The following is a 22,500-nucleotide window of genomic DNA, read 5'->3' as shown; positions in this document are numbered from 1 at the left end:
CGCCGGCTCACGGATCAACGTGAAAGGAGCCGAGCAAGGCCAAAAGCAATTCGCCTCCATTGTCGACGACCGTCGGAATGGTCGCCACATAAGCCGCCTTCCAGCGCGCCTCGCCGAGCGTTCGGCAGAAATATGCGCACACCGCGCGCTGCGGCGGCCTCCGCGCCGCTGGCTTCGACCAAGCGCCGTTCCGCTTTCGCAAGTTCCGAGGCCTCGTGATCGAATATTGCGTCGGCGTTGGCGAGCGTCTCCGCCTCTTTCCTGTCGATCGCTGCGCTTATCGGCGCGGTCGACAATGGGGCGATTTTCTCATTGACGGCGAGCTGCTCGCGCGCGCTCTCGAACGCGCCTTCGATCAGCGTCTTGACCTCTTCGCGCCCGTAGAACTGACTGTCCAAAGAGCCGCCAAGTCCATCAGGAATAAAGAAGTTCTCTCGGTCCTGCGTATCGTGCGGGAGTTCTGCCGCCTGCTCCGCGTCGATCGCCGCATGAAAAGAAGCGAGGGCAGACCTATGCGCAGCGATGAGCGCCTCAAGGTCCTTCGATGGTGCGACACTGCCGACAGCTGGAATAGCGGCGACAGGTGCGGACGCCAAGCCAATGAGAATGTTTCTTCGTGTCGAGGACATAGGCGCAACCTCCTGTTGCGTTCAAAGCGCCAACGATTGGAAGAATGCGTCGATCGCTAGCAGGAGACTTCCGTCTTCCCAGTAATTGAAATACCGATCGAAAAACGTCCCCCGTTCGTAATCGCGCAAGTGTTTTAGTTTAAAAACAAACTCCGCCTCACTCGCGCATGGCGCATTGGCGAATTCGATCACGGCGTCTGTTTCGTCGCACGCCAGTTGCGCCAAAACGCAATTGTTCTCTCTTGCATCGCATGCTGCGCTGAACTCGGCGCAGGCTTCCTCGAACCGTCTAAAAGCGGCGGCGAGGCTCGCAGAGATTTTCAGCGGCCCGCCACAAGGCGCGAAAGGCGTCATTGCCGCGGCGGAGAGGCTGGCGAGCGCCGCCACAAGGGAGCGCCGCGTGGGGCGTATCGTCATTTCGACCTCTTTGGTTCTACTGGGAAGGAGGGGCCGCCTCAGCGCTGCTACGCGGCGACCATGAGGGGCGCGCGGCCGCTGAAGCGGGTGAAATAGGTCCGGCGCGCCGGCGCATCGGCCGGGCAGCTGCGAAGCGGGAGGCCGGTGTTCTGTTCGAAGCGGGCGCGGGCGGCCTTGGCCTTCTTCCACTGCGCCGCCAGCTCGCGCGCGAAGATTTCGCGATAAGACCCCTTCATGCCCGAGGCCTTGCGCCAGCTGGCGTAGAAATGTGCGGCTTTCGGGATTTCAGCGCGGTTGAAGGTGACGGACATTGGCGAGTGCCTCTTGATTGCGTCCAAGTATGCATATAAAGTGCAATAAAGCGCAGAATATGTCAACATAAAAAGTGCAATATGAGCCAATTTTTGATAACTCGTGCTCAGTCTCGAGCGGCGCGCGCACTTATCGACTGGTCGCGCGAGCAATTGGCCGAAGCCTCCCGGGTCAGCCTGCGGACAGTTGTTGATTTCGAACGAGGCGCACGCGAGCCTCGGGAAATCACCAAGGAAGCATTACGCCGAGCCCTCGAAGCGGCCGGCGTAATTTTCATTGACCGCAACGGCGAAGGGGCCGGCGTCCGGCTCCGCAAGGATTGCGACGCGGAGCAGCCCTGACAGGGTAGAAGCCATGGCAGTAAAGGAACGCTGTGAAAGACGATCAGCCGCGGCCTCAGGCCGAGTTGCGATCGATTGCGAAGCTTTTCAGCGACGTTCCCTGCCCCGCTGCGTGGCTCCTTGGCCCTACGCTTGCTCACGGACCCGAGGCCTGGTTGCATGACGTCGCGACGGAGAAACGGCGATGCCGGGCGATCGGAATGCCCAGACCAATCTCGAGGCCGATTCAATTTTTACGCGGAAGGCTTCCGTCGGTTTAAGATTTACGCCAACGCGCTTGATCCTTTCGACCTCAGAGCCATCCTTGATCCGCAGGAGAGCGACGATCCGAATGCCGCCTGGGAGCGGCTGGGGACACAGCGGAGCAAGGAACTTAGGGAAGCGCCGAAGCAACTTGACGTAGTCGCGCCTGAAATCTTCACAGAGCCAGCTGGCGCGCGGCCGTGCTGCGACGTAACGAGTTTCATTCTCTCGAAGGATCAAAAAGAACACGCGCCCCGCGCCCGCGCAATCGTCGCCCGCGCATACTGGCGCGCGGACGAATACTCGCACGCTCTCGCCCAATCCTTTTGCGACGCGCAAAGAAGCGCCAAGATCGTCAAAGCCTTTGACGATTTCGGCGTAGATTTTAAAGCCGAATATGCCATGGAGCTGATATCGCGATGGCGACGCGAGAGTTGGTCAGAACGAAATGACCGCGAAGAAACAATCCGAAATGGCCTTGGCGCTCTTGATATGGTCGTGAGCGGCCTACGCCATTTTGCGGACGAGCACATTCAACACGGCCGCACACCGGACAGCGGGAGGTTTTTCTTTGCCTTGCGTCTCGCGGAGGCATTCACAATATGGCGCGGCCGTCCACCCGACTTCGACAGTGGGAAGGAAGATCGTAAGCGATCGACAGAATGGTTGCGGTTTATCGAGGCCGCCCTGGCTGTGTCTGGTTTGAGCAGCGGCGGCCTTAAAGGCCTTGAGGGCCTACTCAGGAGGCTTTGTGACTTAGGACCAATAAAGAAAAACGACAATTCTCTCGACGCAGAGACCAGGAGGGGTGAATTGAGGCATTATCTACAATCGCTGCTTTTCCAGTTTTACAAGAGCCAATCGTTTTTTTCAGAAGGCGATCTGCCGTCATCAGGCTTGCTAATAGACGTTTGGCGGGGCAACTCTTCGGTGGCACGCTCTTTCGAGCCCGCTGCCTACGAATGGTTCCTTCCAGGCTCGCAACATCGCAAGCGGCGCTAAATTAAACCCACTGTGCGCGCCGCGTATTCGCGTTCAAGCGGTTGTTACATCAACCCAGACGAATCCATCCTCGATCAAGCCACCACTTAATCTCGCGCCTTCCCGATATAGCGCTCGACGGATGTGTCGGAGGTTCAACTTTGACGTCACCAACCTTCGTCAAATATTCTTCAAACGTGCGACTTGTCAGCCCCGCAAGATAGAAAATGTGACGAGGGTCTTCGGTGTTCGCCGCGCGTTTCCGCATATGGGCATCGTTCACAATCCGATAGGGTCCTTTCAGTTCATTAATCATTCCGCTGCCCCCGCCGATCACTACCGTAAGCCTATTTGTTGGCGACTTCCATCGTTGCCCAGTGCATAGCCGGAGCTTCCACAATCCTTAGCGCTGCACCTTAAATTAAAGCGACGCGCGCGCCCGGATGACGAACTGTCCTGCTTCAGGCCAAACGACCGCTAATCTCTTTCGCAATGCGGGCGATCGTCGAGCGTGAGCAGCCCGACGCAGCCTGGATGCTTGACCAGCTCTGCCCAGAGGCGATCATTTTCGCGATAGCGCCGTTGCGCTCAATATCCGCGGGCCTGCCCTTATAGACGCCGCTGGCCTTGGCCTTTTCAACCCCTTCCTTCTGCCGGCGGCGCCGGTCCTCGTAATCCTTGCGGGCGACGGCCGCGAGCATGTCCAGCATCATGGCATTGATCGCCTCGAACATGCGGGCCGTGAACTGATCCGCATCCGGGCGGGCCATCGCCCAGCTTGTCGGGAGGTCGAGGGCCACGACGCGCACATGCCGGGCGGCAATCTCGCTCTTGAGCCGCTCCCAATCGGCGGCGCCGAGGCGCGAGAGGCGGTCGACCTGCTCAATCAGGAGCACGTCGCCCGGTTCGCAGTCCGCAAGCAGCCGAAACAGCTCGGGGCGCTGCAGCGACGCGCCCGACTCGTTCTCGACGTAACAGGCGGCGATCCGCAGACCATGCTCTTTGGCGAAGGCCTGCAACGCGCCCTTGGCGCGGGCGGCGTCCTGGTCGGCGGTGGAGGCCCGCAGATAAGCTCTAACGAACATTTGAAACCATCCGGTTCTTTTTGGATGGTTTCTATATGCTTGGTTCGTTTTGCATTGTCAAACGGTATTTATCGAACCATAAAAAGACTGGTTCGCTAAAGGTATACTCAATTTGGACCGGATGCGCCGGCTAATCACAAAAGCGGCCGCGTAGAGACGTGTTGAAGTCGTTGATGCTTCATTGGCGGCGGTTTCGACGTTCAGCGTCGCCGCTGTCGCTACCCTACGTAGGCCGTGGCCGACACCTCTATCCCCCCTTAGGCACCGCCTTCGCCTAGTAGCGCAAGAAGTCGAGCCAAAGCCAAGACGCTCCTAATGGCGGGTTGTCCCCGCTGATATTTATGCCTAATAGGTCGCCGTCTCGTCCTTGCTGGAGTGAACTGGGTGGTCAATCAAAGCGCTCGCGACTATCGAGTCGTATTTGCTAGAGCCCCAGGCAGCCTGCAGGAAGCCGGCGTCATCGTCGTTAGTCCGTCAGCGGACGCGTGGAATGACTTTGGATTTCGAATTCGCGTCGACATCGCGATCTATCTCCACGACCCCGGGCGCGCACGTGATCCGCTCCTGCTTCAAGGGTTCGTTGGGTTCCTAGCTCCAGAGGCGCGCCATCCGGACGCCCGCTTAATTTTGAACGCTCTCGACAACACCAAAGAGCAGTTCATCGACCCTGCGAGGCTGCCGGATTACTTCACTATGTTACCCGATATGTCCGGTTACAGGAGGATCGTTGGCGAACTCGGTCCGGGCGACGCGAAGGACGCCCTTCGTGCCATGCGCGACTTGGTTGCGGCCGAGGTAGATTCAGGCGGGCGGTCTAGGCTTCGCCGCGCTAAGGCGACGACCGTCTTTCAACTCGGCTTCCTTCGCTCGACAGAAACGTATTTCGCGTGGAAAAATGCGGGCTCAGTCCTGGAAGGACTTGAATTCGAAGAGTTAGGCCAAATCTCCCGGACCCTTAAAATCAACTTCCAACTGCCCGGGCGGCCCAACGAGCACCGGCTAGCATTCCATTTCGATCAGCATGAAACGACATTGCCAAAGCGATTTGCTATTGTCATCGGGGCAAATGGCGTCGGCAAGAGCCAGACATTGGCCCGCATCGCTGATGCTGCACAGAAGGGGTCCGGTGATCTAACGGACGAGAATGGAGAGCGACCCGCGTTCAACCGCTTGCTCGCGTTCGCGCCTACCGCTTCAACTTCGGTGTTCCCGTCTAGACGCCGCACCTCCAAGGTATTGTACCGGCGGTTTGCACTGAACAGGCGAGACAATCACCGTGACCGACAGGCGACTTCGGACCTGATAGTCCAGCTCGCTCGCACTACTGATCGCATCAAGGTTAACAATCGTTTCCGCCTGTTCCTGAAAGCGTTAGCGAATATCGAGCGCTTTGAGGAGCTACGGCTGCCTGGCTCGTCGAGGGGCGCGGAGGGTGTCTCGATAGCGGATTTGCAGCGGGGCTCCGAGCAGCAGATCCTAGGCCGAATAGCAGCGGTCCGTAACGACAAGGAATTAGTGCGGTTGATCGATGGGAAACACTTCCCGCTCTCGAGCGGGGAAGAGGCATTCGTCCGATTCGCTGCGCTGGCCAGTCTCCATATCGAGAACGGCACATTACTACTGTTCGACGAACCCGAGACGCACTTGCACCCAAGCCTGATCAGCCAGTTTGTCGCTGTCCTAGACAGCCTGCTAGAGGAAACGGGATCTGTAGCCATCATAGCCACGCACTCCGTGTATTTCGTGCGCGAGGCTTTCGAAGACCAAGTGCAGGTACTGCGGTCGCAACCGGACCGCTCGATCGTGGTGGAGCGCCCGACGTTGAAGACTTTCGGTGCGGACGTCGGCGCCATCTCTTACTTCGTGTTCGGTGAGGACCAGCCTTCGAGACTCGCCATTGACGTCGAACGTCGCATCGTCGAGACCTCGGACGACTGGGAGAAGGTGTTCGCCCGCTACAAGGACGACCTATCACTAGAACTGCTGGGCGAGATTCGTGCACGCCTATCCCATCGCGGCACTCCGGCGGGGGACAGGTGAATAGACTCCCTCGGCCGAACTTCTTCGATGACCATTTTGCGCTGCAGTCGCTCTCTCAGAATAGAAGCGTCAATAGTTATCCGGAGCTCCAGCCTCATGTTGCCGCGGTTCTCGGCGGGTATCAGCAGTACGTCGCCGTGGCTGGTGATGCCACTAAGGTGGAGCCAGTCCCGCTCCCCGCACAGATCAAGAAACACCTCTTGGCACATTACAAGTCGCCGAATGTCGATCTTCAGCACATCAGGGAGCTACGAATCCGGAGCGAGGTGAACACATGCCCAATGTGCGGCTCCCTTCATAGCGGCACCTTGGACCACCTTCTTCCCAAGACCGACTTCCCCGAATTCGCGATATTCGGATTGAACTTGGTACCCGCCTGCAAGTGCAATGGCTTGAGAAGCAGGAACCTGACAGGTCCTAACTTGGGGGAGCGTATCCTTCATCCTTATTTCGACGACTTCCTGGGCGAACGGCTTATAGCCGTTCGCTTCACGGAGTTGGGCCCTGTGCCCCATTTGTCCTTGCGCGTACTGCTGGACGCCCCCGATCCGCGCCTCCCGTCGGTGAGCTTCCACATTGCGAACGTGGTAGAGCGGACGGGCGTGCTCCAGTTCATGTCCAGAACTTGGGCCAAGCTAATCAGACGCCCCGGTCAACTCACCACCGATCTCAGCGGAAATCCGGCATCGCGGGACGATCTGAAGGAGATATTGCAGAAGGAGCTAACGCGGCTTGATGACTTTCATGAAAGCAAGAATAATTGGCTATCTATGTTTGTGTTTGGCCTATTAGATGATGATGTTCTTGACTGGCTTTACGACCGGTTTTCGCGGCCAGGCAGGCAGCCGGATGATCCGTTGCTAATTACATAATTTTTGCGCTGAAGTTGCGATGTCGCTTGCACTGCAGTTCGCAATCAATACGATGCGTCCATCAAAACCGACAGCAGTGTCAATCGGCGTTGGAAGTTTGACCCTATAGGCGTCCAAAATTTGGCTCTGACGCAAACCTGATGCAGCCTTTTGTCAGTCGGCTCCGACAAGTCGCGCTTCAAGACGGTCGAGTTTCGCGCGCCCATACATCTGGCGCTTACTCAGCTTCAGCCTTCTGATTTTGCCCTCTGTCTAGCCATTGGACCAGATGAAGGTAATCACCGCCGCAACCGCCGCATGGTCTTTGATGACCCGTTTGCAAAGGACGCCAGAAGGCGGGCCCTCAGTCGCTCGAGCCAGCCGTCGAGTTCGTTCGGGTGCAATCTCTTTGATGGTTGCACCGCGCTTGGCCTGAGCGACAATGACGGCGTTGATTTCTTCTCGACGCCAACTTACGTGAAGCCGTTCGTGAAGCGGAACAAGAACGACGCGGCCGATGCGGAAGGCGCCGAAGCGGCGGCGGGGCCGACGGTGGGTTTCGTTGCGGTGAAGAGCGTCGAAAAGCAAGCGTCCGGGGATGACATTCAAGTCGCGCGATTTGCTTGTCGGCCAGCGCACCAGACGTCAACGCGGTGCTGGGCATCTGGCGAAATATGGCGCGTATCGCTCCCAACGGTCCAGTGCACGTCAAGCGTCTTGTCGAAGCGCCGCAAGACCGCGACATCGGGCTACCGGAAATCGATCCCGACGTTCACCAACTCCTGTTCGATCATATTGCCTTACTGCCCGAAAAGATCGGCATTCTCGAAAGGGATATTCGCGAGCGGGCTCGGCAAGACGAGGCCGCCAAGCGGCTAATGACCATCCTTGGCATCGGCGGATCTGCGCGACCCACAGAGGCGCTGGCGCCGCCGCCGGACAGTTTCGCGAAGGGGGCGCGACTTCGCGGCCTGGCTCGGCCTGACGGCGCGGCAAAACTCGTCGTGCGGCACAACCCGGCTCGGAGGGACCTCGAAAATGGGACAGCGCGATTTGCACCGAATGCTGGTCAGCGCCTGATGACCGTCGTCCGCTGGGCCGCTCGCAAAGGAGCGCCCGACGGTTCCTGGCTCGGCCGCATGCTGAAGAAAAGCCCCGCCTAGTCGTATTGCCTGCCAAGGGACGCAGCTAGACAACGGACCTGTCGGCTTGCCTCCTACATTCGGGCCACCCTAGGCGATCACGAATGTACTCATTCGTCCGGTGATCGGGTGAAGATGGTCGTGGGGAAGTCGTCGAAAAGCGAAGGATGACCGTATTGCTCGCTAAGGATCTGCACTCCACTCTCGATGAGGTCCGGATTGCCCTCGCCAAGTGGGCGGGGATAGAGCCGCGTCAAAACAGAGATAGGGATCCGGATATCGCCAGCGTGCTCCCAGTCTTGTAGCCGCTCTTGATAGGCGGCAACGCGAAGGTCGGCTGCCGCTTCACGGGCGCCTTCGACATAAGCGACGTAGATAATCCCGACGGCGCCGCCATAGATCTGACCCGTCGCGGAGCCGAACAGGTTGGTTGGCGCCCAGGTCCTCTTGCGCAGAGCCTCGGGCGACTCGTTGCTCCACAGCAAAGCAAGCGGATTCTGAACCTCTTCGACGACCCCGCCGCGGGCATTCGCGATAGAGCAGCAGAGGCCATCCCACTCCGGCAATTCCATGTTCCAGCCGAAGACCCGCTCCAACATCGTTGGGCTATAGGCGCGCGTGACCACCGGCAACCGGCCGCGGCGTGGCAACTCCTGAAAGGCGACTGCCCCCCAGCCATATGCCAGCGGGCTGTTGGCGTGAGGAGACAGACGTGCACGGAAGGCCGCGCCGGCGACCTCCTCGACGTTTAAGCTCTTAGCCTCGACTGCGAGACGTAGCTCAAAGCGCCCGGCGAGACCGCTCGCGCGCGCGAGGTGCCGAAGCCGCAGGAAGATGGCGCGCATTACGCATTCCTCCTCTAGCTCGAATTTTGAGAGCGGGTCCTGCCGCTTGCACTCGATGACCACTGGAAACGGGTCTCCACATTCCAGGTCGGGCGACTTATCTGTAGTCTCTTCGATGAAGGCGACGGTGCGGCCGCGGCCCGCGCAGCGGGCGGCGGTCAACAGCTCGAAGAAGGTCGCGTCAACAGCGTGGCTCGGCCCGAGCCAGAGTTTCTGTAGGCGGCTATCAACGTCACCGCCGACTGCGTTCAGATGATCGAGCTCGGCACCCAACTGAGCTAGAGTTGGGATATGAATGGCGCCCGCGAAGTGGTCGTAGTGCAGGTTGCCGTCCAAGTAGTCGCGCGCGGTGTAGATCGCCTGGCGGAGACGGTGTAGAGGTGGTTTCTCGCTTTCTGGCCTCAGGCCCTTGGTGATCGATAACACCCCGTCCGGACCGAACACCTCGTCAAGGCGTGCGAAATTCGGCGCCTCCTCGTCGATCCATTGGGCCGGTAACAGCCTCTCGATCGCCTCGAGTGCGCGCGGGAGCAGGGCGTCGAGATCTGCCGTGGAATTAATTTTATCGGCAGTGAGGGCTGAGCGGGGAAGCTGATCTATCCCTGAGGCGCGGTCGGCCTCGTTCTCGGCCAGCTCTTCCGCCGTGATGCACGAACGCTTTTGAAGCCTCTGGACCAACTGCGCGTAAGCGTTATGGAGCTGTTCGGCCTCAGCCTGTGCCGCGTCCATGGCGGCCCGATCTTCGCCGGAGCGTGTTCGAGCGTACCGCCGACGGGCAGCGTCGAGTCCTTTAATGAGGGCACGAACGCGAGCCTCGGCGACATCGAGTTCCTCCTTCAAGCGAAACACGGCCTGCACATTGAAGCTGTTTGCCTCTTCGGTCTCATCGGGCGGCGGCATACGGCGACTCTGGACCTTTGTCTGGCCGCACCCTCGCGGCCCGGTGGGCGGATTTTGTTGCAATGCACCGGCGGGCTTCGGCCAAAGGCTCTCTCCGGTCCGAGGCTGGACGAAGCCTCTGCGAAGGGGGCCAATGTGAGACCATCCTGCGCTCTTGCTTAGCTCTGATAATCGTCCTTTTCTTCGGGTTCCTCGTGGTCGCGGAAACCGCAGCTCTCCATGAACATCCAAGCTCGGAGCCAATTAAAGACTTCCTCAATTTTCAGTTTTGAGACGTCTTCCTTGTAGCTGGTCGCCGACGCGTTGCGGGCGTAGATGCCGTTCAGGTAACTGACGTAGGCCTCGCGCACCATACCGGTCGGCCGGAAGGCGAAGTTGTGGGAGATGGCGACCTCACTGACGGAGGTGACGACGGCTCTCCACAGCGGGACTTCGACCTCACCACGCGCCCCATGGGTGAGGCCGTCGCTAACTACGCGCTGGGCAAGCCGTATCAGCCGGTCGTAAAAGGCGAATTTTGGCGCTTCAAAAAGCGTGGCGTGGTGTTCCAAATCCATCTGGGCCGTGACGGCGTTCGCCCGATCGAGCTCGGCTAGTCGAAACGGATTCAGGGCGCAGATGAACAGGCTGCTGCGGTCTGAGTAGGGGATCGAGTTCCAAAATTTTCGTATGAAACAGAACCCGTGCAGCCGTTCCTCCTCCATCAACTGCGCTGCGTAGTTGCTGAGGCCAGACAGGTGTCTGCGGGTCCTTTCGTTCAACGAGCCGCCTTCTTCCTTGTTGTCGATCCAACCCGCCAGATCGTCGATGGTAATGACCGCGCAAGCCATGGCGTCATGCGACAAGAGCTGGTTGGTGAAGCGCTTGAACTCGTCGTCGCTGGGCACGTGCAGTCGTAGGCGTAGGCTGTGGAGTTCGTCGGTGAGAAAGACCGGCGCGTAGACTAGGACGTCGCGGTCGGCGATCAGGAGGTCGTAGAGATAAGCCTGACGCGTGATCTTCACTTCCATTGCCGAGACAAGGACGTTGGTGATGTCTTTGTGGCCCGACAAGGCGAACATCCCGGCGAGGTAATTGCTGTAGGCGAACAGCTCCGAGAATGCGTTGCGCTCAGCAGCCCTATCGACCTTCAGCTCCAAGATAAAAAGACCGCTGTCGTGGCTGCCTATCAGGTCGAGCTCCATCGGCCGGGTGTGGTCCGTAGGAAGCTTAATCTTGCTTCCAAGGAATTCACCATGCCGGACGGAATTATGCAGCCGCTCCAGCTTGGCAATTGCCCGCGCCCTGATAATTCGCCAGAGCTGAAACTCCTCTTCGTCGCCAGTCGCATCGTCTTCACCAAAGGCGTCGGTGTCGTCAACCAGGTGCCTGAGCCCGGTCTCGAAGAGAAAATCGTGGACCACGTCCTCGCTAAATTGGGCCAAAGGCTCCTGCTCCTGCGCCTGCGGGGCGTCTTTGTGCGATCGGTGTCGCTCTTGGTTGAAACTTGGCATGCCAGCTAGACGAGCATAATAGTTAGATCGTTGGCCATACGAGACCTTGATTCAGTGGATGGACGATAAAACGCACAAAGCTAAGGCAGCCATCATAGCGCCGGGCCGATATCCCGGATCGGATGGCCAGCGAACCATCCCGACAGTGTCGCCATCGCGCCGGGCTCAAGTAAATGCGTGAAGACGAGCGCCAAGCGCCTCTTCGGCCGCGAGACCGCGACATAGAACAGGTTGCGGTAACGCTCGTATGCCGCCGTTCGAGTACCGATCAGGCCAGGGTTTCCGGCCATCTTCAAATAGAGATTGAAGTCGTACTCGTTCCAGCCGCGCCCGAATACGACGAGGACATTTTCGAACTGGTCGCCCTTCACCCCATGCTTGGTTTCAAACGGCGAGTGACCGTCGAGATACTCGCAGAGTGCGATGATCTCTTGGTAGGGCACTGTGTGAAGTGCATGGAGCTCCTTGACGCGTCCAGTCAGCGGCTCGCCGGCCGAAAGCGCGTCGGAAAGTGCTCTCTCCTGACGCACGACCGCGTCTGAGAGGATAGGCAGGCCCGTGGAGGACACGTGCGCGATCACGTCGCCGACCGTGCCCGTGTAACGAAGTTCGCAGAGGCGCTTCATAGCGTCCGACCATCTTGCCTTGTCGGCCGGCCCGTTCATCACCGGACGCTCGGCATCAATCGCTGCGAACATCTTGCCGAACCGCTTGGCTAGGTAGGCACGCGCCGCCGGTTCAAGATGCTCGTGGAAGTAAGCGATAACCTCGTTGGCCTTTCGCGTGAAGGAGTCGTTGAATGTGAAGACGGTCCGCATCGAGCCATAGCCCATCTCTGTCGCAAGCGCCCGGTGGGTGAGCATCAGGACCTTCGTGTCGCCGGCAAAATCCCAGCCTACGTCTTCGAGCTCGGCACGGACATTCCCGAGCGCTCGCGCGGCTTCTGTTGGAGGGAGATCACCCTGCCAGTGGTTCGCCGTGAGCCGTGCACCGCCCCATCCGTTGGTATGAAAGACATGAACTTCGCCCGGCGCAGTCGGGTCTTTCACCGCCTGCGCGAGCTCCGGGCGGATCAAGTTCAAGATGTCGACGATTGGCTTCGAGCTGCGAAAGTTCGCCTTCTTATCGATGCGCTTCAAAGCGTCGTGCGTGATCGAGCCGCAGCCATCGCCATAAATCTTCTGCCAGTGGTCACCAAAGAATCCAAATTGCGGCGCTTGCGGCTTACCGATGAACTGGTTCTTGAGACATTCGATCAGCTGTGCATTCGTGTCCTGATACTCATCCACGAGAATGATTGGGAAGCGCGACGCCACCGCGTTACGGAACTTCGCGGACTGCATCAGTTCGATGAACGCCGGGAAAATGTCGTCGTGGTGCAGGTTCGCAGTGCCATCTTCGATGGAGCGCCGGCCTAGCGCGTACGCAACCGCCGTGATGTTCGCGGCGTTGACTTCTTCGATGCGATCCGCCCAACCGGGCAGCGCGCGGACGAGCTCGCGAAGCCGTCTTTGAAACGGGCTGACGAGCATCCACGCGAACGCGTGGGTCGTGTCACAGTAGATTACCGGATCGCCATCGGTCTGCGCGATGATCATATCCCGCGCGACATTGGTATACGTGACGCAGGCGACTTGCTGGTGCGCGCGTTGAAGCTCTCGCGTCCGGTCCTTCAGGATGTAGCGAAGCGCAGCGATCAGAGAGTAGGTCTTACCGGCGCCAGCTCCCGCCTCGAACACGAAGCTCGACCCGTCGTCCAGGCAGCCTTTCAACACTTCCCATGCGGCGGCGGCGGCGGCCTCGGCGGGATTGGGTTCAGGGGCCCCGATCACGAGGCTTCACCGGAGGTTGGCGTGTCGGTGAGCGCATCAATCGCATTGACGGCGTTCGCCTCGGCGGCAAGCGCCACACCAGGATCAGCGACAGCGGCGCTGCTTGCGGCGAGCCAGCGCACACCCTCTTCAATATATCGCGGCGTGACCCATGCGGTTTTCTCAATAGCGTAGGTCAGCGCGAACTTCGACTTTTTCTGCTTGGCAGCCTTGGCCTTGGCGGCCTCCGCGAGCGCGTCATTCGTCGCGCCCGTAATGCCGAAGAGGGCCTGATTCGCGAGAATGAACGCGTCTTCGAATGTCCGGCCACACGGCCCGCCTGACGCTTCAGGCACCTGATATGCGAGACGCAGACTGCCTCGGGTCTTGACGGCATTATCGGCTGACATCGCTGTCGACAACGGAAACAAAGTCGCGTGATCCGCGACTTCTTCCTCGTCATCGTCAACAGGCTGGGCTTGAGCTGCTTCCGCCATCGCCGGACCTCGGTCCGCTGGAGTCGCTTGCGGCGCGGCTTCAGGCGTTGTTGCCGGCTCCTCGGCAGCCGCTTCGGTTACACTTTCGGGCACCGGGGCCGATGCTTCGGCCGTATTAAACCAGTGCTTGATGCAAGAATTGCTCGTGGTCTCCCCCTCGTGGACGAGGCAAGCCTCAAGCTTATTCTTGGCGTTGCGTTTGACCGAATCGAGATCAGTGATGATCAGACTGCGCAGTCCCAGGAATTCGAGGAGCGGAATGAAGAGCTGTGCATAAGCACCTCCAACCTCCATGATCGCTATGTATTGGCTGCCAAGCTTCAGGGAGGGATCGACGGCATCGAGGGCGCGCATTACTTGCGGCAACATCAGCCGCTCCGTCGTCCCTTCAATCAGAACCGCCTTATCCGCGAAGAAAAGGTCGCAGCGCGTCAGCGTCAAGTACTGGTGCAGAAAGTCAGAGGCTGGTCCCTTCAATCCAGCGAGGTCGCTGCTGAGATCTTTAACCCGAGTGCAGCGCACGCCAACCGGCTGATCCTTCGACGTGACGGCGAAATAGCGGATCGTGTCGAAACGGGCTTCATTCGCAATGTGCGGCGAGTGCGTCGAGACGACGAATTGCACCGGCCACGAGACGTCCTCGCCCTCCAATGCACAGAGCTTTTTGACGATCTCCGGCAATTGCCGGATAAAAACCTCCTGCATCTGCGGATGCAGATGGGCTTCGGGTTCTTCGATCACGATGAGCTGCAAGCCAGGCGCGTTCGCATGCGCCCGGTACTCGCGAAAGAAGCCAACGATCTTGAGCAGGATATAGAGAAGGTTGCGATACCCGAGCCCATTGTAGGATTCTGGTAGCTGCACGCCGCTGTAACCGGCGTAATGAATCTTCGTGAAGTTGGAAAGAAGCTTGCCGACTTCAAGCTTCGTCTCCGGCTGCAGCGGCACGTTGTCCAGTCCCGGATACCCGAAATACTCAATCGCGGGCATGAGCTTCGCGAGCTCCGCCTTAAAATTCGTGTCCATGCCCGACTGGATTTCCTCGACGGCCTTCTTGAGCCCGTCAGCGATGTTCTTTTGGGAGCCGTCCGCCGTCGAGACGGAGGCGCTTTGGAACAAGCCCTCAAGCACCTTTGCTAACACGTCGGTGTCACGGCCACCTGTGCCGTCCAACGCCCGCTGCGCATTCACAAAGCCGAGCGACAGCAGGTTCGCGACAGCCTTCGGCGTCACTTCACGCGTGTCCGTCGGGTCCTGCGGGTCCTCGGCCCATATCCGCGTCGAAAAGAGCGTCGGCACGCGGTCGGCCAAGCTGCGGAAGAGTGCCAAGCGATCTTCGTTGGAGTGCGCCTCGTCGGTCCCTTGCAGCACGGTTTTCTCGTGCCCCTCAAACAATGCTGCAATCCGACCATCGGCGAGGCTCCGCGAGCACACGATGACGGCCTCCGTGCAGTTGACGTCGGTATCTATGACGAACTCGCGGAGCGGGCCGAACTCTGGAACTGTCGGGTCAAAGCTCACGTGAAGCCGCAAATCGATTGACGGTACGAGCGCTCGGACCTTTTCGACGTCGGCACCTTTTAGGTGCGCGCGGTGCGCCGCGCAGAATTTATCATAGCAAGCGCTCGAAAAGTCCTCTATCTCGAATGTGCTCCGTTCCGATAGGAATTTGCGGATGACGTCGGAGAGTGAGGTTTTTCCGCAGTTGTTGCGTCCTACTACGACTGTGGTCTCATCTTCAAGCTGCAGAGAAATATCGTGCAGTAAGCGGAAGTTCTTTATTTGCAATGCCTTTAGCTTCACTCGGCCGCCTCATTAGAAGGTAATTATGCATGGTGAATTTACACTCGTGATGCAGCTAGCGAAAGTGTGGAAAATTGAATGGGAAGCCTTCCCTTACGCTCAAGCCACACGGTCTCAGCCGTCCCCTTCTGCGGCGCTCGCCTGCGCTCGATGCCATCCTGGAAGCAGCCGCACAAAACGTCCGCAAAAAGTCAGGAGCACCCCTCGGGGGCGGCCTGCTTTGCGACAGGGTGACCTACGAGATTTCGCGAGATGAGCATAAGAAGGCTTACTTAGATTGCATTTTATCTACCCAACAACGGAGCGCATTCTGGCCTAACGCTTTTCCTTTCAGGGGGATGACTTCTGCCCCCCGCTCCCGTTGAGACTTGCGCGAATTCTAGCTGCCACCTTGTCAGAGACTTCGCGAACAGGATCTTCGTCGAAATTCACGTATCGGTTTGTCATGGCCGTCGAGACATGTCGCAAGACGTCTCTTACGATGAAGGCGTTAACTCCCGCCTGCGACGCGAACGTACCCACCGTATGGCGGAGGTCATGGAGCCTTACATCTTCTATGCCCGCTCGCACCCTGAGCCGCTGCCATGCATTTTCGACGACTTCCGTAGAAATACACCTTCGCGGGTCACTTGGCCGAGCAAAAACCCATGACGACCCCTCCACGCGCCTAACCCTGGCCAGCACGTCCAAAGCGACGGACCCGACCGGGTGCGTCTTGCGCGCGCCACCTTTCTTTCCCGGAAGCTTCAGTGTGCCAGCCTTGAAATCAACATGTTCCCAACGAAGCTCACAAATTTCAGAGAGCCTCGCGCCCGTGAACAATAGGATGCGAATAACTCCTAGCGGGCCGGCTGATACCATGGTCCGGCGCTTTTCGGGTTTGGGCAGGTGTTTACTCTTCGCTCCCCCATTCTCTGGCCAAGGCAAGCCTTCAGTCTCGGCCTCTGTCATGGCCGCTCCCAGCCGCTCCAATTCTGCGACCGAAAGGAACCGCTCCCGATGATTCTCGGGATATCGCTTAATATGCCGGCACGGGTTCGATTGATCGGGCCGCAGGCCCCAAAGCTCGGCATTTGCAAAAGCCTTTGACAGATTAGCCAGCAACAAATTTGCTTGGCGAGGCGTCCCTTTCATCGAAACATGCAGCTTGGAAACATCTTGACGCGTCACACCTTCGACCTTCAGCGCCCCAAGCGCCGGCCGTGCAAATTGGTCAAAGAGCCGCTGGGTAGAATGCAGGGTGCGTTTGCTGTTGTGGATCTGCACATGTTCGTCGATATGACGGCTAAGCAGGTCAATGACGGTTGGCGAAGCCCGGAGCGCCGAGCGGTCGCCCATTGGATCGCCCCCATCCGAGACTGACGCAAGGTGCTTGCGCGCCCGAGCTCGCGCCTCGTCAACCGTCAAGACGCCGTGACGGCCGATCGTCATCCGTCGAGACCGACCCGCCTTGGTTCGATACTGGAGAACGTAGGCTTTCGCTCCAGAAGGTGAGACGCGGATGCCGAACCCCCTCAAATCAGTGTCCCAAACCAACCCTGCCTTTTCGGCAGGCTGCAGTTCGTCGACAACGCGCTTCGTAAGCTTCGGCATGACAGCTAGCCCCTGGTCAATTGGACGCCGTGCCGTCCAATTTGAACGACTCCGTTTGTGAGGTCGTCCACGCGCAACGCCAACAAATCCGGCTCGTTGGACGAAGTTGGACGCTTGGACGACCCCAGCCCCCTACTCTCACTCTTTTTTCGCAATCAACGGCGCCCGGCAACGTCCGATCTACCCAAAAGTAAGCAGAAAGTAAGCAGGAACCAGAGAACCAGACCGTAGTCCATGGCGCAAGGTCGCAGAGCAACATCCTGAAATTGTGCAGAAAATCGTAGTGACGCGTATTCGATGATAACCCATAATATACTCTCTTCACGGACTCTTAATCAGCGGGTCCTAGGTTCGAGCCCTAGTGCGCCCACCAATAAATCAACGGGTAACGTTGATTTTTGGCCGCTGAATCCTCCACTACCTTCTCACCCGGCGCTCAAGATCATAATTCGTCACGGGACGCTGGCGCCGATGCAGGCGAGAGGTTTGGAGCGACGGCGAGAACCTGGATTGGCGCGGAACGTCACACTGGCAACCAATCTCAGTTGGGATTGCGCCGTCCTCAAAACTTGACGCAAGCGGCTCGAAGACATCCTAAACAAAAAGCGTGAGCGTCATTGTCACCTTGTCCGAGTTGGTCCATGTTGCGCTCGTTTGGGAGGGGCAACATGTCCAAATGGTTCGTGGCAAACAGATTGATGATTGCGTTCACGGTCATGTTCCTAGGGCTCGCAGCGGTCGGCGCATGGGCGTACTTGTATCAAACGCTGCCCGGCGGCGTCTGGCACCGCAATCGCATTACCGGAGCGACCTGCTATAAGACCGTCTACTGCTGGAGCGGAACTAAGGACCCGTTTGGTAAAGGCTTGAAGTTGCCTAATGAGCCCTTCGGAAAAATGGACGAATAAGCTCTTACCATGGGAATTAACGTTGCCGTTCTATTTGGAACGGGAAAGCAGAGTGAGAAGAGAGGTGGTGGTTTCTGCATTCCTATGGCCGACAACCTTTCTCCGGTATAATGCTCGACACAAACGAAAGCTGTAAGGGCGCGTCATCAGCCGTTTTCATCTGGGTCTACGGCATCGGAGACGACGGCGTTCTCGAATTCACAGACTTCGGCATATAAACTCTCGTCGAGCTCATCGGAATCTACAAAGACCTGAAGCAGCGCGCCGCGCCAGACGCTCAGCCTAACCCGTCTGCGGCCCACGCCGGATGCTTACGGGTCGCTCGTGGACGCGTGCGTCGCCATCGACCGCGAAATGGTCGTTGCTCGGAAGCCGCTTCACGGTAACCGAGCTTAGGTCACGTCTTTGATTTCGACGGGCGGCGCGAAGGCCCAGGGCCTGAGTTCGTCGAGCTTGCTCGCGAGATGACCCTCGACGATCTTGGTGAGCACGTCCGTCATGTATGCAAGCGGATCAACCCGATTGAGCTTGCACGTTTCGATGAGCGAGGCGAGGATCGCCCAGTTCTCGGCGCCGCCGTCCGAGCCTTGCGAAGAGCGCGTTCTTCCGATTGAGCGCAATGGGGTGGCTCGCACACTCTCGACAATGTTGGAGTCGATCTCGATGCCCCCGTCGTCGAGGAAGCGCATCAGACCGTCCCAGCGTGACAGGGCATAGCGGATCGCTTCGGCAAGTTTCGTCTTTTGGCTGATGAGCGCGAGTTTCTCGCGCAGCCAGGGTTCAAGTTCCGCGAGGACCAGGCGGCATTTTTCCTGGCGCGCGCCATGACGCTCATCGGGATTTTGACCGCCGATTTGGCTTTCAATGGAATAGAGCGCGCCGATCCGCTCGAGCGACACGCTGGCGATCGGAGCCAGCCCCGCTGCTGCGAGTTCGTAAAAGCGCCGACGAACGTGCGCCCAACAGAAGGCGAGCGACACGCTGTTCTTCTGCACCAGCGCCAGATACCCAGCGTAACCATCGACCTGGACGACGCCCGCGAAGCCTGCAAGATGAGCGAGCGGCTGCTCGGATTTGCGTTTTTGCGCATAGACATAGACGGCGAGCGGCGGATCGGCGCCGCCCAATGGCCGATCATCCCTCGCGTAAGCCTAGAGCTGGCCCGTCTTGGTGCCCCCCGTCCGGGGTCCCTCGTCTCGTCGGCGAAAATTTTTGCCGAGGACCCGATGTTTTTCAGGAGGCGCTCGTGGAGGGGCCGCAAATGCCAGGCGGCGCGCCCGACCCAGTCGGCTAGCGTCGAACGATCGAGCGAGATCCCCCGCCGGGCGTAGATCTGGGCTTGGCGATAGAGCGGAGGTGGTCGGCATATTTGGAAACGGGCACATGGGCGACCATCGCATCGGTCGGCAGGCCATATTCGATCAGCCGCGCCGGAACCGGCGCCTGCACCACCGCGCCCTCACAGGCCCGGCAGTATTTGGGTCAGCGCGTCACGAGCATCCGGAACTGCGCCGGAACGACATCGAGCCGCTCAGAAACATCTTCGCCGATCTGGTGCAGCACGCCCTTGCAGCAGGGGCAGGCCGTGTCCTCGATATCGACGATGAGCTCAACGCGCGGGAGATGTGAGGGTAACGCGCCCCGGTTCATGCGACGCTTTCTGGCCGCCTTCTCGCGTTCAGGGGCAGAGCTGGCTTCTGCTTCCGCGGCCGCGACGGCTTCCGTCTGCTCGACCTCTTCGAGCGCGAGCAGCATCTGGTCTTCGGGGAGCGTCTCGGCGCGACGCCAATAGCGATGGTGATCTGGACGAGGCGCTCGTTGCGCGCTCCATGCGGGCAGAAGACCATATTTTCTGCCGACTTTCGACGATCTTCGACGCCCTGATTCACTGTGTCGCGGCTCATCCCGGCAACGCCGGCGCCGGCGTCTCTTTCGTATGCACGCGCCGCCAATCGAGCCCCTCGAGCAGACGGACCATTTCCGCTCGACCGAGCGACGTCATTCGCGCATTCTTATGTGGTTTGTTGCGGACACGCGCGAAAGCCCCGCTGGCGTGGGCGGAGCGGGGCTTTGCGTAACGGATTGTGTTTATTTGTGTATTTTGGATGCGGGGGCAGGATTTGAACCTGCGACCTTCAGGTTATGAGCCTGACGAGCTACCGGGCTGCTCCACCCCGCGCCGAGGGACTGACGCTAAAAAGCGCCGCGGAAGTGGGCGGCGCTTTTATGTTTGGATCGGAAGAGGCTGATTTATGTGTTTGGCAGGCCTGGCGACGACCTACTCTCCCAGGTCTTGAGACATAGTACCATTGGCGCGGAAGCGTTTGACGGCCGAGTTCGGGATGGGATCGGGTCTGATCGCTTCGCCGAAGGCCACCAGGCCGGCGAAACACATATTGAAGCAAGGGTCTTTCCAGCCGTCCTCACTGTTATGAGGATGGGCGTTGATAAATGAGAGCGATCAAGCCGATCGAGCTATTAGTACCGGTAAGCTACGCGCGTCGCCGCGCTTCCACACCCGGCCTATCAACGTGGTCGTCTTCCACGGCTCTCGAGGGAGAACTCGTTTTGAGGTGGGTTTCCCGCTTAGATGCATTCAGCGGTTATCCCGTCCATACATAGCTACCCTGCACTGCGGCTGGCGCCACAACAGGTCCACCAGAGGTATGTTCATCCCGGTCCTCTCGTACTAGGGACAAATCCTCTCAATTCTCCTACACCCACGGCAGATAGGGACCGAACTGTCTCACGACGTTCTGAACCCAGCTCACGTACCACTTTAATCGGCGAACAGCCGAACCCTTGGGACCTTCTCCAGCCCAGGATGTGATGAGCCGACATCGAGGTGCCAAACAACCCCGTCGATATGGACTCTTGGGGTTATCAGCCTGTTATCCCCGGCGTACCTTTTATCCGTTGAGCGATGGCCCTTCCACGAGGGACCACCGGATCACTATGACCGACTTTCGTCTCTGCTCGACTTGTCTGTCTCGCAGTCAGGCAGGCTTATGCCATTGCACTCGACGAGCGATTTCCGACCGCTCTGAGCCCACCATCGCGCGCCTCCGTTACTCTTTGGGAGGCGACCGCCCCAGTCAAACTGCCTACCATGCATTGTCCCGGACCCGGATGACGGGCCTCGGTTAGACATCCATGACGATAAGGGTGGTATTTCAAGGGTGGCTCCACACGAGCTGGCGCCCATGCTTCAAAGCCTACCACCTATCCTACACATGCCGACACGAATGCCAATGCAAAGTTACAGTAAAGGTGCACGGGGTCTTTCCGTCTGACCGCAGGAACCCCGCATCTTCACGGGGAATTCAATTTCACTGAGCTGACGTTGGAGACAGCGGGGAAGTCATTACGCCATTCGTGCAGGTCGGAACTTACCCGACAAGGAATTTCGCTACCTTAGGACCGTTATATTTACGGCCGCCGTTTACCGGGGCTTCAATTCAAGGCTTGCACCTCTCCTCTTAACCTTCCGGCACCGGGCAGGCGTCAGACCCTATACGTCATCTTGCGATTTCGCAGAGCCCTGTGTTTTTGTTAAACAGTTGCCACCCCCTGGTCTGTGCCCCTCCGATCTGGTTGCCCAAACCGAAGGCCTCCTTATCCCGAAGTTACGGAGGTAAATTGCCGAGTTCCTTCAACGTCATTCTCTCAAGCGCCTTGGTATACTCTACCAGTCCACCTGTGTCGGTTTCGGGTACGGTCTGATGTGGAGGCTATTTCCTGGCGCAACCAGGCCGCAAGGACAATCCAGTAAGTCCTCACGACTTTCGTCACGCGTCACCTTCCACTGGCTCACGAATATTAACGTGATTCCCATCGACTACGCCTTTCGGCCTCGCCTTAGGGACCGGCTAACCCTGCGAAGATTAACTTTACGCAGGAACCCTTGGACTTTCGGCGACACTGTCTTTCACAGTGTTTCTCGTTACTCATGTCAGCATTCGCACTTCCGATGCCTCCAGAGCGCCTCACGGCTACTCCTTCACCAGCTTACGGAACGCTCCGCTACCGCTCATCCTTGCGGATGAACCCAAAGCTTCGGCTCGTGGCTTGAGCCCCGTTACATCTTCGGCGCGAGAACCCTTATTTAGACCAGTGAGCTGTTACGCTTTCTTTAAAGGATGGCTGCTTCTAAGCCAACCTCCTGGTTGTTTTGGGATTCTTACATCCTTTCCCACTTAGCCACGAATTAGGGCCTTAGCTGTTGGTCTGGGTTGTTTCCCTCTCCACGATGGACGTTAGCACCCACCGTGTGTCTCCCGCACACTTCTTCCAGGTATTCGGAGTTTGGTTGGGTTTGGTAAGTCTGTGGGACCCCTAGCCCATCCAGTGCTCTACCCCCTGGAGAATTCATGCGAGGCGCTACCTAAATAGCTTTCGCGGAGAACCAGCTATTTCCGAGTTTGGTTGGCCTTTCACCCCTAACCACAAGTCATCCGAGTCTATTTCAACAGACACCGGTTCGGTCCTCCAGTGCGTGTTACCGCACCTTCAACCTGCTCATGGCTAGATCACTCGGTTTCGGGTCTAAAGCAACGAACTGAACGCCCTGTTCAGACTCGCTTTCGCTGCGCCTACGCCTACCGGCTTA

General features: G+C 58.6%; 17 protein-coding genes, 1 tRNA gene, 2 rRNA genes and 2 pseudogenes (1 of these 22 only partly in view). 6 read left to right on the top strand and 16 right to left on the bottom strand.

The window, feature by feature from the left end; all coding sequences use genetic code 11:
• Window positions 1-14 precede the first annotated feature (14 nt).
• The 3 genes from WOC76_RS09235 to WOC76_RS09225 form a co-directional block, all read right to left on the bottom strand.
• The gene (locus tag WOC76_RS09235) at window positions 15-629 is read right to left on the bottom strand and encodes a hypothetical protein (RefSeq protein ID WP_341107397.1); all 615 of its coding nucleotides are present in this window, start codon (window positions 627-629) and stop codon (window positions 15-17) included.
• 21 nt (window positions 630-650) lie between these two features.
• A complete protein-coding gene (locus WOC76_RS09230; RefSeq protein ID WP_341107398.1) occupies window positions 651-1,016 on the bottom strand; it encodes a hypothetical protein in 366 nt (121 codons plus the stop codon).
• A gap of 77 nt (window positions 1,017-1,093) precedes the next feature.
• The gene (locus WOC76_RS09225) at window positions 1,094-1,357 is read right to left on the bottom strand and encodes a hypothetical protein (RefSeq protein WP_341107399.1); all 264 of its coding nucleotides are present in this window, start codon (window positions 1,355-1,357) and stop codon (window positions 1,094-1,096) included.
• An 81-nt stretch (window positions 1,358-1,438) separates the two neighbouring features.
• On the opposite strand from WOC76_RS09225, the gene WOC76_RS09220 reads away from it, so the two are divergent.
• Window positions 1,439-1,699 carry a helix-turn-helix domain-containing protein gene (locus WOC76_RS09220; RefSeq protein ID WP_341431384.1) on the top strand — a complete coding sequence of 87 codons (261 nt, stop codon included), beginning with the start codon at window positions 1,439-1,441 and terminating at the stop codon, window positions 1,697-1,699.
• A 159-nt stretch (window positions 1,700-1,858) separates the two neighbouring features.
• Window positions 1,859-2,944: a hypothetical protein gene (locus tag WOC76_RS09215; protein ID WP_341107401.1), complete on the top strand. Its 1,086-nt coding sequence runs from the start codon at window positions 1,859-1,861 to the stop codon at window positions 2,942-2,944.
• A 440-nt stretch (window positions 2,945-3,384) separates the two neighbouring features.
• Here WOC76_RS09215 and WOC76_RS09210 read toward each other — a convergent pair whose 3' ends face one another.
• Entirely contained in the window at window positions 3,385-4,008 is a 624-nt protein-coding gene (locus WOC76_RS09210) for a recombinase family protein (RefSeq protein ID WP_341107402.1), read from the bottom strand.
• Window positions 4,009-4,392: 384 nt separating this feature from the next.
• On the opposite strand from WOC76_RS09210, the gene WOC76_RS09205 reads away from it, so the two are divergent.
• Window positions 4,393-6,048, top strand: coding sequence for an AAA family ATPase (locus WOC76_RS09205; RefSeq protein WP_341107404.1), 1,656 nt, complete (start codon window positions 4,393-4,395; stop codon window positions 6,046-6,048).
• Window positions 6,045-6,920, top strand: coding sequence for a hypothetical protein (locus tag WOC76_RS09200; RefSeq protein WP_341431383.1), 876 nt, complete (start codon window positions 6,045-6,047; stop codon window positions 6,918-6,920). The genes WOC76_RS09205 and WOC76_RS09200 overlap by 4 nt, the downstream gene beginning before the upstream one ends.
• A gap of 153 nt (window positions 6,921-7,073) precedes the next feature.
• On the opposite strand, the pseudogene WOC76_RS09195 reads toward WOC76_RS09200, so the two are convergent.
• Window positions 7,074-7,294, bottom strand: a pseudogene (locus tag WOC76_RS09195) (ISL3 family transposase); the annotation flags it as partial.
• 228 nt (window positions 7,295-7,522) lie between these two features.
• Here WOC76_RS09195 and WOC76_RS24315 point away from each other — a divergent pair.
• Entirely contained in the window at window positions 7,523-8,062 is a 540-nt protein-coding gene (locus WOC76_RS24315; protein WP_445730634.1) for a hypothetical protein, read from the top strand.
• Window positions 8,063-8,151: 89 nt separating this feature from the next.
• Here the strand turns inward: WOC76_RS24315 and WOC76_RS09180 are convergent, their stop codons facing one another.
• The 5 genes from WOC76_RS09180 to WOC76_RS09160 form a co-directional block, all read right to left on the bottom strand.
• Window positions 8,152-9,786 carry a hypothetical protein gene (locus WOC76_RS09180; RefSeq protein ID WP_341107408.1) on the bottom strand — a complete coding sequence of 545 codons (1,635 nt, stop codon included), beginning with the start codon at window positions 9,784-9,786 and terminating at the stop codon, window positions 8,152-8,154.
• 158 nt (window positions 9,787-9,944) lie between these two features.
• Entirely contained in the window at window positions 9,945-11,210 is a 1,266-nt protein-coding gene (locus WOC76_RS09175; protein WP_341107410.1) for a hypothetical protein, read from the bottom strand.
• 161 nt (window positions 11,211-11,371) lie between these two features.
• Window positions 11,372-13,111 carry a UvrD-helicase domain-containing protein gene (locus WOC76_RS09170; protein WP_341107411.1) on the bottom strand — a complete coding sequence of 580 codons (1,740 nt, stop codon included), beginning with the start codon at window positions 13,109-13,111 and terminating at the stop codon, window positions 11,372-11,374.
• A complete protein-coding gene (locus WOC76_RS09165) occupies window positions 13,108-15,390 on the bottom strand; it encodes an ATP-dependent nuclease (RefSeq protein ID WP_341431382.1) in 2,283 nt (760 codons plus the stop codon). The genes WOC76_RS09170 and WOC76_RS09165 overlap by 4 nt, the downstream gene beginning before the upstream one ends.
• A 330-nt stretch (window positions 15,391-15,720) precedes the next feature.
• Complete coding sequence (locus tag WOC76_RS09160) at window positions 15,721-16,983, bottom strand: site-specific integrase (protein ID WP_341107414.1); 1,263 nt, start codon at window positions 16,981-16,983, stop codon at window positions 15,721-15,723.
• A 668-nt stretch (window positions 16,984-17,651) separates the two neighbouring features.
• On the opposite strand from WOC76_RS09160, the gene WOC76_RS09155 reads away from it, so the two are divergent.
• On the top strand, window positions 17,652-17,891 hold the full coding sequence (locus WOC76_RS09155) for a hypothetical protein (protein ID WP_341107416.1): 240 nt from the start codon (window positions 17,652-17,654) through the stop codon (window positions 17,889-17,891).
• 392 nt (window positions 17,892-18,283) lie between these two features.
• Here the strand turns inward: WOC76_RS09155 and tnpC are convergent, their stop codons facing one another.
• The 6 genes and pseudogenes from tnpC to WOC76_RS09135 all read right to left on the bottom strand — a co-directional run.
• Entirely contained in the window at window positions 18,284-19,018 is a 735-nt protein-coding gene (tnpC, locus tag WOC76_RS24310; protein WP_445730635.1) for an IS66 family transposase, read from the bottom strand.
• 116 nt (window positions 19,019-19,134) lie between these two features.
• Window positions 19,135-19,206 (bottom strand): annotated as a pseudogene (locus WOC76_RS24305) (hypothetical protein); the annotation flags it as partial.
• A gap of 167 nt (window positions 19,207-19,373) precedes the next feature.
• Window positions 19,374-19,646: an IS66 family transposase zinc-finger binding domain-containing protein gene (locus tag WOC76_RS24300; RefSeq protein WP_445730636.1), complete on the bottom strand. Its 273-nt coding sequence runs from the start codon at window positions 19,644-19,646 to the stop codon at window positions 19,374-19,376.
• 347 nt (window positions 19,647-19,993) lie between these two features.
• Window positions 19,994-20,070 (bottom strand) — tRNA-Met (locus WOC76_RS09145).
• Between the two features lie 86 nt (window positions 20,071-20,156).
• Window positions 20,157-20,272, bottom strand: a 5S ribosomal RNA gene (rrf, locus tag WOC76_RS09140).
• A 76-nt stretch (window positions 20,273-20,348) separates the two neighbouring features.
• Window positions 20,349-22,500: ribosomal RNA gene (locus WOC76_RS09135) — 23S ribosomal RNA — on the bottom strand; it runs 696 nt beyond the window's last position.

The sequence above is a fragment of the Methylocystis sp. IM3 genome (assembly GCF_038070105.1).
In the GTDB taxonomy this organism is placed as follows: Bacteria; Pseudomonadota; Alphaproteobacteria; order Rhizobiales; family Beijerinckiaceae; genus Methylocystis.
The sequence above is the reverse complement of the archived record's forward strand: the minus strand, read 5'-3'. Positions and strand labels throughout refer to the sequence as shown.